The sequence below is a fragment of the Paenibacillus luteus genome (assembly GCF_006542765.1).
Classification (GTDB): Bacteria; Bacillota; Bacilli; order Paenibacillales; family Paenibacillaceae; genus Pristimantibacillus; species Pristimantibacillus luteus.
This window is the reverse complement of the sequence record NZ_SKCD01000022.1, coordinates 550906-566482: the sequence shown is the minus strand read 5'-3', so window position 1 is coordinate 566482 and position 15577 is coordinate 550906. Positions and strand designations below refer to the sequence as shown.

Below are 15577 nucleotides of genomic sequence, written 5' to 3'. Positions count from 1 at the left end.
GCAGAGTGACGGGAGGATAATATTTGTGGCAAATTTTGTTCTAAGCACGCACATGACCAATGGCGACGTATTGCCGTTTCTAAGGCTGGCTTCGGCGCTTCGGAGGCGCGGGCACAAGGCGACGCTTGTTACGCATGGAGCGTTCAAGCCGCTCGCTGATAAGGCCGGCATCGCGTTCAGGGGCATCGACGAACCGGAGGAATATACCGAGATCATGAAGGACCTCTACATGATGGAGGACCCTTTGAACAAGCCCGATCTCTACGAAGCGTATCAACGAAAGTATTACTCCATGGAGAAGTTCCGGAAGGAATACGATATGTTGACCGAGCTATGTCGGGAGGAGCATTCCGTCCTCATCTGCAAAGAAAGGGACGGCTTTGTCGCGATGATCGTATCCGAGATGATGGGGGTGCCTATCGTTACCGGTGTATTGGCTCCAAACTACGTGACGCAGCTCCATATTTGGGAGGAGCTTGGCCTCGACTTCGCCATATCGCTCATCAACAAGTTTCGCTGCGACTTGGGCTTGTCGCCCGTCGCCAACTGGACGTCATGGATGGGGGCCGTTAACAAAAACGTCGGCTTCTGGCACCAAAGCTTCGATGAGGCGGTGGAGGCGCCGACATGGGCGCTGAAGGTGGAAACCGTCGGATTCCCGCTGGCGGACGATACCGAATACGAACCATTGCCCGACGGCTTGCTGTCATTTATTGCGGCAGGCGAGCCCCCGCTGCTCATTACAGGCGGCACCGGCAAAATGATAAAGCCAAACTTTTACCACGCCGCGATCGAAGGCGTCAAAGCGTCCGGAGGGCGAGCGATACTCGTTACTAGGCACGAGGAATTCATCCAGGAAGAGCTTCCGGACCATATCGTCTGGTACAAAATATTGCCGCTGGCGGGCGTTTATCCGCTTGTCGGAGGCGTCATCCACCACGGCGGCATCGGTACGATCACGGGCGCGATGGCTTCGGCCGTTCCTCAGCTCGCGCTGGCGGCCGATACGGATAGGCCGGATAACGGAATGCGGATCAAACATCTCGGCATCGGCGATTATTTGCCCCCGCTGCAGTGGCAGCCGGAGTTAATCGCAAACGCCATAAAAGGCATGCAATCCCCACTGGTAAAAGAGCGCTGCCGACAGTTGGCGAAGGTGCTGGAGGAGCACGATACGATGGAGGCGGCTTGCGCGGCCATGGAATCCGTTGTCGGGCGACCGGAATTCGCCATTGATTCCGCGGCATTGGAAAAAGACTATAAATCGTCGAGGCTCACCGCGGCATCCTGCGACGATAACGCGGTCGCCGGAAGCCGGGCTAAGGCGGCCGGCGGCCGTGAGATGTCGGCAAGCAAGCGTTCCTTGCTCGCGCAGCTCCTGGCTCAGCGCCAGCTTGGAAAAGCGCCGTTTTCCGCAAAGGGGGCGCTACATGAGTAAAATCATCGAGAGCCTGGAGCAAATGTCGAAGGAACGGCGCATCCTGCTCGCGCTGAAGGCCAAGCAGCAAAAGGCAAAGGCGGAAGCAGATTCGTCGGCTATTCCGAAGCTGCCCCGCGAGCCGGGACCGAACCGATTTCCGTTATCTTTTCCGCAGCACCGGATCATGTTTTTCGAAGAGCTTATGCCCGGCACCGACCGCTACAATTTCGCTAACGGCTATACGTTGATCGGCGAGTTGGACGTCGCGGCCTTGCATATGACCTTGAATGAAATCGTCAAGCGGCACGAAATCATGCGCGCCGTCATCGCCTACGAAAACGACGAATTTGTACAGATCATTGCTCCGGAGCTGACGATCGATCTGCCGGTCGTTGTAATGGATGACGAAACCAAGGTTTACGAGCGGATGGAGAAAGAAGCGACGGTGCCGTACGATTTTCTGAACGGGCCGCTCGTCAAGGCTATGCTTTTTCGCATGGGGGCAAGCAAACACGTCCTCGTCTGGATGACGCATCATTTAATATACGACGGCTGGTCGGCGGACGTGTTCGACGAGGAGCTTGCGGCGATCTACCGAGGCATCACGACGGGTGAAATGCCAAATCTTCCGGAGCTGAGCATTCAATATCCGGATTTTGCCGTCTGGCAAAGGGAATGGATGAGAGGGAAGGAGCACGAGAACCAGCTGCGTTATTGGATGGAAAAGCTGACGCCTCCCCCGGCGACCTTGGACTTGCCGACCGACTATCCGCGGCCATCGATCCAGGTGGAGCGAAAAACCGGCTTTTTCAGCCTTCGACTGGCTGCGTCGTTCTCCGAGCGAATCCGGGAAAGGGGCAAGGGGCTCGGATGCACGCCGTTTGTTCTTTTGCTGGCCGTCTATAAGGTGTTGCTTGCAAGCTACAACGGAAAAAACGAAATTGTAGTGGGCACGCCCATGGCCAATCGCGGAAAGAGGGAAATCGAAAAGCTGGCCGGTTTTTTCGCCAATACGCTTGCCCTCCGTTCCTCCGTCGACATGACGGGAACCTTCCGCGACTTCATGCTCTCTGTGCGCGATACGGTTATGGAAGCCAACGACCATCAGGATTTGCCGTTCGACCGTATCGTGGAAGTGATGAATCCGGAGCGCGTCAACGGACATTCCCTGTTTTTCGACACGATGTTTCTATTCGAGCGCCACGGCCAGGCGATGGTGAATTTGCCCGGCCTGGAAATATTGCCGTTTGTGGGGGATCGGACGCGGGGCGGCGTGCTGGATTTGACGATGACGATATTCGAAAATATCCGGTCCGGCATGGAAGTTACGCTGACGTACAGACCCGACTTGTTCCGCGAGTCGACGATCTCTCGAATGGCGGAGCATTACGTGACGATCCTGGAGCGGGTTTTGGAAGACGCCGAGCTGCCGCTATATGCCGCCGCGGCATTGTCCGAGCCGGAAATGGAAAAGGTTCTGACCGAATGGAACGCCTCGCGGTCGCCGGTGTCCGATGCGCTGCCCCATCTCTTGGCGGAGCGTCAGGCGGAGTTGACGCCGGATGCCGCCGCGGTTTACGGCGAAGGCGGAATGCTGACTTACCGCGAGCTGAATGAACGGGCTAATCGTCTGGCACATTACCTGCGGAAACGGAAGGTGGGACGCAACGAGACGGTGGGGCTCTTTATGGAGCGCAACGCCGATATCATCGTCGGCATGCTCGGCATACTGAAGGCGGGAGGCGCTTATGTGCCGCTGGATCCCAAATTGCCAGAAGAACGCTTACGCATGATAGCGAGGGAGGCGGCGGTGTCGGTCATTGTGACCGAAGAAGCCATGGCGGCCACCGCTTTTTGGGCAGCGGAGGCGGAAGCCGCGTCTGTTCGCTATCGGATTGTGTCGCTTGACGGGGAGCGGGAAGCCATTGCCCGCGAAGAAAGCCGCAATCCGTCAATCATCGCGAGGCCGGACGACTTGATGTACGTACTGTTCACCTCGGGATCAACGGGCAAGCCCAAGGGGGTGGCGGTGGCGCATCGCAGCTACTCCAATTACCTCGAAGGAATTATGGGAAGGCTTTCGTTGAAGAAAGGCTTGCATTTTGCCATCGTGAGTACGCTGGCGGCCGATCTTGGCACGCCGATGATTTGGTGCGCGTTTGCCACGGGAGGCGCTTTACACGTTATCCCTTACGAGCGTGCGGCTGATCCCGACGCGTTTGCGGCTTATTGCGAAGCCCATCCGATCGACGTCATGAAGATCGTCCCGAGCCATATGGAGGCGCTGCTTGGCGTAGCAGACCCCGCAGTCGTCGTGCCTCGCGAGGTTTTGATATTGGCGGGCGAAGCCTCGCATTGGGGGACCGTCGCCGCGATTCGCCGTCTGCGGCCGGAGTGTCGGATTCAGAATCATTACGGTCCGACGGAAACGACCGTATCCGTTTTGGCCTACGAAGTGCCGGACGAAGCGGGCGAGCAGGATCACCATGCGGTGCTTCCGCTTGGACGCCCCATTCCGAACGTGCCGGTATACGTGCTGAATGCTTATCTCCAGCCGGTGCCGCAAGGCGCCATCGGCGAATTGTACATCGGCGGGAGCGCCGTCACGAGGGGCTATTACGGAAGGCCGGACTTGACGGCGGAACGGTTTGTTCCGGACCGCCTTGCCGGCAGGCCTGGCGCCTTAATGTACCGGACCGGCGATCTTGTTCGCCACTTGCCAAGCGGGATTATCCAATTTATCGGGCGAATGGACCAGCAGGTCAAAATTCGCGGTTACCGGGTTGAGACGGGGGAAATCGAGCAGGCGCTGCTTCAGGCCGAAGGCGTGCGCGACGCCGTGGTGGTTGTGCGCGAGGACGAGCCGGGCGATAAACGGCTGGTTGCCTATTTAGTGCCCGCGCAGCGTTCGGAGGACGACCCCGAGTCGGGGGAAACGACGGGCGCGCGGCTTGACGGAAGCGCAATACGAAAGCAGCTTAAGAGCATTTTGCCCGAATACATGCTTCCGTCGGCCTTTGTTGAGATCGATCGCCTGCCGTTGAACGGCAACGGAAAGCTGGATCGTGCGTTGTTGCCTGCCCCAAGCGCTGACAACCGCGCAGGCGAAAGCCAATACGCACCGCCGCAGACGAAGGAAGAGCGGGAAATCGCCGGGGTTTGGCAGGAGGTGCTCGGCTTGGAGGGAATCGGCGTCGATAACGACTTTTTTGATCTGGGCGGCGATTCGTTCAAGGCGATCAAGGTCGTGCGCAAGATGGGCAGCGCGTTCGGGGTCATGGACTTGTTTCAATACTCCACCGTGCGGGAGCTGGCCGAGCATCTGGCGTCCGGATCGAAGCGAGGCGACGACCTGCTCATTGAATTCAAGAAGGCCTCCACCATCGGAGGCAAAACGGTGACGCTGGTTTGCGTGCCGTATGGCGGGGGCAGCGCTATCACCTTTCAACCGCTTGCCAAGGTGCTGCCCGCTAACTTTGCGCTGCATGCTGTGGAACTTCCAGGCCATGATTTCAGCCGACCTGAACAGCTCCAGGCCAGTCTGGAGGAGACGGCTTCCCGGATCGCTGAAGAAATCCGCGGCAAGGCAAAGGGAGAGGTCTATCTCTACGGACACTGCCTGGGCGGAGCGATGGTTTTGCGTACCGCGTTTATGCTGCAGGAGAGCGGTTACGATGTGAACGGCGTTTTTATGGCGGGTACTTTTCCCGGAGCTCGTCTGCCGTTCAAGCTGACGGAATGGTGGCATACTCTGTTCCCTCGCGAGAAGTGGACGTCCGACAAGTTCGCCCGCGACATGCTGCGCGCCTTCGGCGGGTTCGACGACGAAATCTCTACGGCTGAGCAAAAATTCGCGCTTCGCAACATGCGCCACGACGCGCGGGAAGCCGAGGACTATTACACGACACTGTTCGCGCTGCCAGAGAGGCCCAAGCTGAAGGCGCCCGTGTCGTGCATCGTGGGCAGTGCTGACCGGATGACCGAATTTTACGAGGAGCGGTATGAGGAGTGGCGGGATTTCAGCCATGATGTGCGTTTGCATGTGGTGGAGCGTGCCGGCCACTACTTCCATAAGCATCAGGCCGATCACGTTGCCAAAATTATGTCGCAGCAAATCCGCCGGTGGGACGAAGAAAAGGAAGACGCGCCGATTCGGAGAACGGAGCGGCTTACGGACTCCGAGGCGCTGAGTGCCGCGGCCGCACCGGTTAGGGATCAAGCGACGAAGGACGTGCAGCCAAGCGTCAAATCATTTCTGCTGGTGACGCTGTGTCTGATCATCGCGACGATCGGCACGTCACTGACCGGCTTTGCGCTGGGGATTTGGGTATACGGTCGGACGGGCTCGATTTCGGATTATGCGACGATATCGCTTTACGCCATCCTGCCGACTCTGCTGCTGCTCCCCATCGCCGGCGCGGTAGTGGACCGTTACGACAGACGGAAGGTTATGCTTGTGGGCCAGATGCTGGCACTTTGTTCCGTTATTTTCATCGCCACGATGCTTTATCTGGATGCGCTCTCGTTGTGGGCCATTTACTTGGCGGCGGGTCTGGGGTCTATTGCAAACGCCTTTACGATGCCGGCGTATCAGGCGGCCACGGCGCAGCTCATTCCCAAAAGGTACTTGGGCCACGCCAACGGATTAGGACAGCTCGTCATGTCGCTGAACGGGATTATGGCTCCGGCGATGGGCGGAGCTTTGGTCGTTTTGATCGGCTTGCAGCGCATCGTCTTGATCGATCTGGTGCTGCTAAGCGCATCCATTCTGATTTTGTCCTTGCTCCGTTTCCCGAACCTGATGTTCAAAAAACGGGAGGAGCCGATGATCAAGGAAATCATCGGGGGCTGGAAATACATCGTTAACCGTAAGAGTCTGGTCGCGATGGTTGTTTTTTTCATTGTCGTCAACTTCTTTATGAGCTTGTACAACGTGTTGACCACGCCTTTTCTCATGCAGTTCATGACAGCGGACAAGGTTGGTTTGGTCATCGCCTTTGAAGGAGCGGGACTTCTGATAGGTTCGATTCTGATGACGATTTGGGGCGGATTCGACCGAAGAGCGGACGGCATGGTTGGCTTCGTCATGCTGACGGGACTGTCGATCGCGGTCGTAGGCATCTATCCTTCGCTCGCTACGGCAGCGGTCGGGCTGTTTGGCTTTGGCATGGCGCTTGCGCTCATCAACACGCATTGGTTGGCACTCATTCAGACAAAGGTCGGACTGGAGCTTCAGGGACGCGTTCTAGCCACGAATCAGGTCATGGCCTTTAGCATGAGACCGCTCAGTTTCCTATTGGCTGGTCCGCTCGTCGCATCCTTATTCGCGCCTCTTGCGTCGTCGCTGCCCAGGGGTATTTCCGAAGCTGGATTGTTCGGCCCCGCCGGCGGAATGGGCTTGCTGATTACGGGGATTGGACTAATCTTGTTCATTTGGGCCGTAATCGGAATGAGTTATCCCCAGCTTCGCCACATGGAGACGATATTGCCGGATGCCGTGCCTGACGCGGTTATCATCCGGGACAAGGATCAATTGCAGAATCGCGCCGATCGTCAAATGGGAGTCGGAGCGTGAAAATAATGGAGGAGGATAAGCGTATGGTCGATGGAACAACGGAAATGAAGAAAGAGTCTCTTTACAAGGTCGTCGTCAACGAGGAGGAGCAATACGCCCTGTGGCCGCTCGCCATGGCGAACCCGGCTGGTTGGAGCGATGCAGGTAAAACCGGCACGAAGGAAGACTGCATGACTTATGTCAATGAAGTCTGGAGCGATCTGACGCCGCGCAGCCTTCGGCTGACATGAGAACGACCCCGGTAATCTACGCGGTGCGGATGAATCCCCGGAACACGCGGCAGGACTGCGAGCGCATAGCACGCTGGGCTTCGCTGGTGCCGGCGGACAGAGCGCTCCGCGTCTCCCGGTTCCATCATTGGCAGGATCAATGGCGATCGCTTGCCGGCGATATGTTGGTCCGGTATGTGCTGCGCGTTCAATTCGGGCTGGTTGCCGCAAAGCTTCAGTTTGTTAAAAACGCGTATAACAAGCCGTATCTCCGTGGAAACGAGGTGCAATTCAACGTATCCCACTCCGGGGCATGGACGGTTGCGGCGTTTCATACGGAGTCCATCGGCATCGATATCGAGGTAATCGGAAAGGCGGATATGGAGCTTGCGCGCGCCATGTTCGCCACCAGCGAATACGAGGCATTGAGCAACCATTCCGCGGAAGGCCGGGACCGGCTGTTTTATCGTATCTGGACAGCCAAAGAAAGCTGTATAAAGGCAGTGGGCAAAGGTTTATCGATCCCCCTGGACTCGTTCAGCGTAGTGCAGGAGGGAGGCGTCTCCCTTCCTGGCACGGTCGCCGAAGCGGCGGGAGGGGAAAATATAGGCGTGGAAGCGATGGGGGCCTCAGCCCCTCCGATGCTTCGATCCGCGGTGGAAGGCCAAACGCCGGAGTTATGCGGCTGGCATTTACGACAGTTCGAGCTGGACCTGGACTATATGCTGACGGTGTGTTCCGCTACCGATTGCTGGCCTAGCCGTATATTTGTGGTGGATGCGGCCAGATTGCATTAACGATTAACGGTCCAAACTGGCCGCAATGTTGACTATGCTGTATTTGATCTCTACTGTCGAGCCCACGACAACAACCTAATGCTCCGCGGATGGCGGGAGGACGGTCGGATACAGCAAGAGGTACAAAATCAGCAGGAGCAGGCGTTTGTGGAGAAGCGGTGATGGAGGCAACAGATCCTTTGCAATTGGCTTTGTAGTGTCTCCTTCGTTTCTCGAGTAGCCTCAATGGTTGATAATAGTGGTGCCGATGGAGAAATTGTAATGGAAGCTGATTGGAAGCAAATAAAACCATACACTTCTGCATTGCCAGAATGGGTACTACGTATCGAGCGAACGCTTATAGCGAGAAATAAATAAAGGGAATAAACCGATCCAGCGCTCAGGCTGATATCGGTTTTTTACATGGGCTTGTGTGCATAATGTCAAAAAATTTGACAATACCGGGGAAGATTTAGAGGATCTAATCTCCATCGGCACGATTGGATTGATCAAAGCGATCGAGAGCTTTCAGACCGGGAAAGGCACGAAGCTCGCGACGTTCGCGGCTCGCTGTATTGAGAACGAAATACTTATGCATCTGCGGTCGCTTAAGAAAACCCGGAAGGACGTTTCTTTGCATGACCCGATTGGCACGGATAAGGAAGGTAATGAGATTACACTGATTGATATCCTCGGTACTGAGGCTGATGATATCGTGGATAAGGTGCAGCTGAAGATTGAGAAGAGCAAGATTTATAAAAATCTTGATATATTGGATGACCGGGAGAAGGAAGTTGTTATTGGTCGGTTTGGTTTGGAGCATGGCGGGGATGAACGGACGCAGCGGGAGATTGCGAAGGAATTGGGGATCTCACGGAGTTATGTGTCGCGGATTGAGAAAAGGGCGCTGATGAAGCTTTATCATGAGTTTTATAAGGCGAAGCGTTGAGACTGATTTAAGCTCATACAGAACATCCGATTTTATTGACTGTTTGTAATAGGGAAACGAGATCTTATTTCAATAAATGAAACCAAATGGCAGAGATGTCGTTTGGTTTTTTTCTGTGTACACACGTCACATGTTGAATGCTGTATGTCGCTCGTAAGGAAGTATTAGTTTGGAACCGCATTTACCTGTATATTTAAGCCCGAGTGTATCTAGCATTCGGGCTTCTGTGTTTGTGGTGGCTAAGGGTCCCCCAAAAGTGTGATGATTGTTCTGCATATGGTTTATCTGATGGTTGGTCTGGTCCACGAAACCCCGCCAATTCTGAGAGAATGGTTTCGATTCAGGTGACAGGATATATGCTGGTTGCCGTTAGTGCGTAGCAAGGGCGAACATAAAGTTTTCTTTACATTTTATATGTAGAGCAATTTACTATGCTATATTTGGAAGGAATATTTGTAGATTTGTGGCTCAAATACAAAATTAGCAGTCGTAAGAATACTATTTAAATGTAAAAAAAGTATTAAAATGGAAATTTATTATATCTTCTATTGTCAAAAGCCCTGCCAAACAGCAATGGAATATGAAAGATGACACTCTAGTAGATCAACGAATCACTCGAATTAATAGTGTTTCAATTACAACGAATTGTCTCCATGAATATTAGGAAGTTGATCTGGAGGCATCGCCAGTGACCTATAAACAGACGTATACCATTTGCGATTCAGAGCAAGACGTGAAGTGTGACGGTCGTAACAAACCGCGCAAAGCTCGGCATCTGAGTATCTTGATTCGAAGGAGTTGTCTGTATGTTCCATACTTGCGTCTTGCTTGTAAGCGTTGTCGTAGCAATGTCACCTGTGGGACATACTTTGCTTGATATTAATAGAAAGGGATCATTATACATTTTTATCAATCTAATACCTTGGACGAGTATCTGTTTTAGATTGTACATCATTTGAATCTAAGCAGCGGATGGAAAGAGAGTTTTTCCAATAAAGAGATTGCCCCGCGATTAGACATTACAGAAGGAACTGTAAAAAGTCATACTTCCCACATATTCGGAAAACTGCAAGTAAAGTAATACCGATTCTCTAAGTAAACTAACGAAATATATCTTTAGTTAGATCACTTTCCTGACCGATAGGAATAGGATATAGGCATTAGAAAGGACATAAAGGAGAGAGGGAAATGCTAGTGCTAGGAAGAAAGCCAGGAGAATATGTTGTTATTAATGAGAAGATTATTGTTAAAGTCGTAAAAAGCAAAGATGGACTTTTGCGTCTTGCGATTGATGCTCCTCGGGACATTCAGATCATGCGCGGGGAATTATTCGAAGAGCAGAAACATTCATCCTTGCTGGAGTCCCAAAAATAATTTTTACTTTTTTTAAAAAAAGCTAATAATATTTATGCAGATGTCGATATACTGTATATAAGGATATGAATCATCACTCAAGGACGAGTGAATAAGTAGATACATTCAAGTATAAAGCTTGAATGTATACGCTTATTTACTCGTCCTTTTCCCTTTTTTCGATTACCAATGTAGTTTATAAGACTTATGGATGAGCAACCAAGTGGATTGTCACTCTTCAGGATGAAGAATGGCAGCGGCTTGTTTGCTCATCTTTTTTTATTCTAACTATTAAGGGGAGAGAGTCATGCTAGTACTAGGTAGGAAGCCTGGAGAGTACATTATCATCGATAACAATATTGTGGTTAAGGTTGTCAAAAGTGATGAAGGCCATCTGCGACTTGCAATTGATGCACCCAAGCATATCTCGATCGTACGGGGAGAGTTAGTTGAAGAAAAAAACAAAAATGTAAGTTGATTATATAGGTTAGTTTATGCCATTTAAGGACGAGTGGTTATATCAAGGACGAGCAAGAGAAGGAATTTGCAGGAGATGGATTGGATTGGCGCGCAATTCAGCTAGAACTTGCAAAGGACATGTTCAAATGCTTTAAGAATGCAAAAGGATCTGCATTCAATACAACCACACGGAGGTAATAAGAATGAGAATTAATCACAACATCGCAGCTTTGAACACTCACCGCCAGTTAGGTGCCAATAGCACGCAAGCAGGCAAAAATTTAGAGAAGTTATCATCGGGGCTTCGGATTAACCGCGCAGGTGACGATGCAGCAGGCTTAGCCATCTCTGAAAAAATGCGCAGTCAGATCCGAGGTTTGGATCAGGCACAACGCAACTCCCAAGATGCCATTTCCTTGATCCAAACCGCAGAAGGCGCGTTGAGTGAAACGCATTCCATACTTCAACGTATGCGCGAGTTGGCTACACAATCAGCGAACGGAACGAACTCCACGGAAGACCGTTCAGCCATTCAAGAGGAAATGAACCAGTTAACATCCGAAATTAACCGTATTGGTAATACAACAGAGTTCAATAAAAAGAGCCTGCTCAAAGGTGAATTAAATGTACAGAAACATCAAACAGCAGCGGTTGCGGGTGCAGCGGTAACAGGCAATGTATCAATTATTGATGCGAGTACGAAGGCTTCGGCTACAGGCCAAGCTGTTACCAGCGTAAACATTTCGCAAGTAGGCGGCAAGACCGTTACAGGTAATGTAGCGTATGCTAACCATGCTGCTGTTAACAGCGGTCCAAATGTAAAAGTAACATCGGCGACAGCTACTGGTGGTGTTAATATTGCAAGTTTAGGAGCGTCATTCAGTGTGTTTGATGCTACTACTCAAGGCAAGACGATCACATCACAAACCGCTTATTCGACTGTAAACGGACCTAACGTAGATGCTGGTAACAACGAACTGACCTTGAACCTTAATGGTGTCAGCAAGAATATCTCACTAGCAGTAGTTGACTATACGGGAAGCGCTACTGGAAAAGCAGATTTCTTAGCTGATCTCCAAACGAAGATTGCGGCAGCTGATCCTTCCTTTGCCAATGTGACAGTCGATTTGGACGCTAATAATAAAATCGTATTCAAGACCGATAACGCAACAGATACATTTGAAATTACAGGCGGGAATGCGCTCGAACATCTTACAACAAATGCTCTTTCTTCCGAGCTTATCGCAGGCGCCGATGTAAGGAATAATGAGCTGACTTTAACCGTAGGCGGCAACACTCAAACGATCGAATTAGCTGCGGCTGAATATGATCTAACGGATGCTGCTGGTCGTACCGCCTTATTGACAGATATTAATACCAAATTGAACGGTGCTTTTGGTGCGGGTAACGTCGTTGCTTCGCTTGACGCATCGAATAAACTTGTACTGACGAATGGCGTTACTGGTAGCTCCAGTTCAATTACGAGCATCGGCGGTTCCGCTGCTGCACAATTGGGTCTGGATACAGGAAATGCCACATACGTTCAAGGTACTGAGAACAACCAATTGACAGTTACATTGAATGGCACAACTGAAACCATTAGCCTGGCAACTGCTGATTACAGCGCTGGCGGTGGTGATGGTGCTACTCAATTCGCTGCTGATATCCAAGCGAAGCTTCAGGCGCTTGGTGGTGACTTTGCCAGCATGACTGTTGGCTTTGATAATAATAACAAATTAGTGTTTACAACAACTGATGATAACGATACGTTCACTTTTGATAGTGGTGGTGCAAAGGCACTTATCGGATCTTCGTACGTTGAAGGCAATGAAGGCGTTGGCAACAACAAGCTGGCGATCACCATTGGCGGATCAACAAAAGAAATTACGCTTGCAGACGGCAATTATGACTTTACCAATGCAGCCAGCCAAGCAACATTCTTAACTGACCTTAACGGCAAGTTGAATACAGCATTCGGAACAGGCAATGCCGTAGCATCTTTCAATGCTGATAACAAACTAGTCATTACCAATAGCCTCACTGGTGAAGACAGTAAAATTGGGGCAACGACTGGAACAGCTTCTTCAGCAGTAGGTTTGTCTTCGGCAGTAATGGAGCAAGGCAGAAACGCGAATGACAAAGGTACCCTGACCATTGATGGAATCAACGTGAACATAGATTTGAACGTTGGCAGTTACACAACTGGCAGCTTGGCGTCTGATCTACAGTCTCAAATTAGAGCTGCTGATCCAAAGCTGGCAGAAGCTACAGTAAGTCTTGAAAATGGGAAATTCGTTATTTCATCAGGCTCTAAAGGTGCTGCAGGCACTGTAACAATTGGCGCAGACGAGCTTGCCAAAACGTTGAAGCTAACAGGTACTGATGCTAAAGTTACTGCCGGTACAGATGCTACGGACAACGGATTGAAAATGCAAATCGGGGCTAACAATGGCCAAACGTTAACGGTCGATGTTGGAGATATGCGTTCCATAGCTCTTGGTATTTCCGGTACCAGTGCAAGTGCAGCCCATGGTACAGTTACAGATGCATCCTTCACTGCCAGTCACGATGTGACTAATGGTACAAATAATACAGGCGCAGAGTATGGACTGGATGTAACAACGTCGGAGAAAGCAACGGCAGCAATAGAAGTGCTTGATAATGCAATTAATAAGGTATCGAATGAGCGTTCTAAGCTGGGTGCTTTCCAAAACCGTCTAGAGCATACCATAAACAATCTTGGTACATCCTCCGAGAATCTAACTGCAGCTGAATCACGTATCCGTGATGTTGATATGGCGAAGGAAATGATGGAGTTCACGAAAAATAATATCCTTTCTCAAGCTGCGCAAGCAATGCTTGCTCAGGCTAATCAACAGCCTCAAGGTGTACTTCAATTGCTACGTTAAAGAATTAAGTGAAATGGAGACTCTAGGCTTCCTAGAGTCTCTTTCTTATAAAGATGGAGGGCATGCCAAGTGGAAAAACACACTGAAATGATCGAACAAATCATAGAGTTAGCTGAAACCTGTCTATATGCACTCGAATACATACAACAGAGATTAAGCGATGGATATTTGGAGGATGCAATCCGATTGTTTTGCGAGTGGGTGGAGGTCTTTTTTTATATGGAAAAATCTATTCAAATCCTTCCCGTTCAAAAATCGTTGGAATCATTAGTAGAAGCGTCACTAGCTTTGCATAATACTCTGGAAAAGGCAACTGCAGCATTTGAGCAGAATAATAGGAACATGGTGCAATCTATCGTTCAATATACGCTTCGACTGGATTATATGAAATGGAAAGTAGAGTTAGAGCAAATCGCTTGAATATGCATATCCAAACAGCTGATATTAATTGAGGATGATGCGATATTCCCAATAAACGTTGGAGCAGCGTCTACATGATTGAATCCAGCTGCAATTCGTGTTGCTGCTGGTAGCTATCTTTCGTCTTGTTCGGAATCCAAATGGCATACGTCTGTATAGAGGTCACTGGCGATGATTCCAGATGAACTTCCTGGGTGTCCATGGAGACATTTCGTTGTCGTTGAAGCTCTGATAATCCGAGTAGTTCTTTGATCTACTGTAGTGGCATCTGTCATATCCTGTTGTTGTTTGGTAGGACTTACAACAATACAGGATTTGCAGATGTTTTTCCATTTTCACCCTTACTTCAGTTCAATGGAATTCGTCAACCGCTAATGTTGGGTTTAAGCCTGGGCCTACACAATGTATTGTTTAAACTCCATAAAATCCCCCAAATACAAGCAATTCAATTTGACACTTGATAAACCTATGCTATTACGATGGTTTTTCAAGCTATGTGCCACAGTTCGTCCATGAAAGCTTTGTATGCAGATTTCCAGCCTAGACATTTACGAGGCCGGTGATTAATACGGTGGACAGCATCTGCTAATTCTTCATCAGATACCATGGCGAAATCATGCTCCTTAGGAAAGAATTCTCTTAACCGACCATTGGCGTTTTCGTTGGATCCATGCTGCCAAGAGGAATAGGGATCTGCGAAATAAACCTGAATATCATAGAGGTTCTCTAACGCTGTATAGCAGGCAAACTCCTTGCCATGATCTGTTGTAGCGGTCTGATAGCTCCCTTTAGGGTACTGGCTAGCCGCGACACCAAAAGCTATTTCCATAGAATGGGCGGTGCGATCAGCCATATTCACAGTGAAGTAAAGGCGTGTTTTACGCTCAATGAAGGTGGCTGCACAAGCCTTGCTCTTCCTACGACTAAACACGACCGTATCAAGCTTCCAATGACCAAACGTCGTACGTTTGCAGACTTCTTTTGGGCGCTGACAGATCGGAGTGCCGACAAGGAACTTCCCTCGTGTTTCTAAGGGTTTTCGTCGCTTGCCTTTGTGACGCAAAACCTGCGTCTCGGAGACCGTCAGTCTACCGTCATAGAGCCAGCGATAGATTGTCTTAAAGCACGCAAAAGGCTTCCCATCCATGCGTCGCTTCTCAGCCATCTGCTCCGGAGACCACGTCTTCTCTAGTTTCTCACGAAGCTCTGAGCCTAGTTCTGGTATGAACTTACCTAGTGGCACACTCCGTGTTCTACGCTCTTGGCTAGCTTCCTGTGCGGTCATAGCTTCGACGTGTTCATGATACTGCCCGAGTGCGATTTCTCGTGCAATCGTCTAGTGATGACGACCGAGTTGAATCGCGATGGCTCTCGTCGACCAGCCCAGCCGGTGTAAGGTCACTAGTTGTCTTCGTTCAATTATTCTAAGATGGGAGCAGCTCATGTTGGGTTCTCCTGTGAAAATGGTATGTTGTGGTGACTTCCATTTTATACGAATCCTTTCATG

Annotated in this window: 10 protein-coding genes and 2 pseudogenes; 10 read left to right on the top strand and 2 right to left on the bottom strand. The window is 50.6% G+C overall.

Going from position 1 to position 15577, the window contains the following annotated elements; translation table 11 throughout:
• Positions 1–25: 25 nt before the first annotated feature.
• The 10 genes and pseudogenes from E0496_RS18760 (at position 26) to E0496_RS18710 (ending at position 14070) form a co-directional block, all read left to right on the top strand.
• Positions 26–1438, top strand: coding sequence for a glycosyltransferase (locus E0496_RS18760; protein ID WP_141503281.1), 1413 nt, complete (start codon positions 26–28; stop codon positions 1436–1438).
• Positions 1431–6995: a non-ribosomal peptide synthetase/MFS transporter gene (locus E0496_RS18755; protein WP_141503279.1), complete on the top strand. Its 5565-nt coding sequence runs from the start codon at positions 1431–1433 to the stop codon at positions 6993–6995. The genes E0496_RS18760 and E0496_RS18755 overlap by 8 nt, the downstream gene beginning before the upstream one ends.
• 5 nt (positions 6996–7000) lie before the next feature.
• Complete coding sequence (locus tag E0496_RS18750; protein WP_241674880.1) at positions 7001–7225, top strand: MbtH family protein; 225 nt, start codon at positions 7001–7003, stop codon at positions 7223–7225.
• A complete protein-coding gene (locus tag E0496_RS18745; protein WP_141503278.1) occupies positions 7222–8001 on the top strand; it encodes a 4'-phosphopantetheinyl transferase family protein in 780 nt (259 codons plus the stop codon). The genes E0496_RS18750 and E0496_RS18745 overlap by 4 nt, the downstream gene beginning before the upstream one ends.
• Positions 8002–8410: 409 nt before the next feature.
• Positions 8411–8929, top strand: a pseudogene (gene sigK / locus E0496_RS18740) (RNA polymerase sporulation sigma factor SigK); the annotation flags it as partial.
• Positions 8930–9884: 955 nt separating this feature from the next.
• Positions 9885–10010 carry a response regulator transcription factor gene (locus E0496_RS36910; RefSeq protein WP_277755867.1) on the top strand — a complete coding sequence of 42 codons (126 nt, stop codon included), beginning with the start codon at positions 9885–9887 and terminating at the stop codon, positions 10008–10010.
• A 107-nt stretch (positions 10011–10117) separates the two neighbouring features.
• Complete coding sequence (locus tag E0496_RS18730) at positions 10118–10303, top strand: carbon storage regulator (RefSeq protein ID WP_141503274.1); 186 nt, start codon at positions 10118–10120, stop codon at positions 10301–10303.
• 286 nt (positions 10304–10589) lie between these two features.
• Positions 10590–10760, top strand: coding sequence for a carbon storage regulator (locus E0496_RS18725; protein ID WP_141503272.1), 171 nt, complete (start codon positions 10590–10592; stop codon positions 10758–10760).
• Between the two features lie 184 nt (positions 10761–10944).
• Complete coding sequence (locus tag E0496_RS37075; RefSeq protein ID WP_338325867.1) at positions 10945–13650, top strand: flagellin N-terminal helical domain-containing protein; 2706 nt, start codon at positions 10945–10947, stop codon at positions 13648–13650.
• Positions 13651–13719: 69 nt separating this feature from the next.
• Positions 13720–14070, top strand: coding sequence for a DUF8042 domain-containing protein (locus E0496_RS18710; RefSeq protein ID WP_141503271.1), 351 nt, complete (start codon positions 13720–13722; stop codon positions 14068–14070).
• A 70-nt stretch (positions 14071–14140) separates the two neighbouring features.
• On the opposite strand, the gene E0496_RS36905 is transcribed toward E0496_RS18710, so the two are convergent.
• Positions 14141–14272 (bottom strand): hypothetical protein, encoded by a 132-nt coding sequence (locus E0496_RS36905; protein ID WP_277755866.1) that lies wholly within the window; start codon positions 14270–14272, stop codon positions 14141–14143.
• 285 nt (positions 14273–14557) lie between these two features.
• A pseudogene (locus E0496_RS18705) lies at positions 14558–15514 on the bottom strand (IS30 family transposase).
• Between the last annotated feature and the right edge of the window lie 63 nt (positions 15515–15577).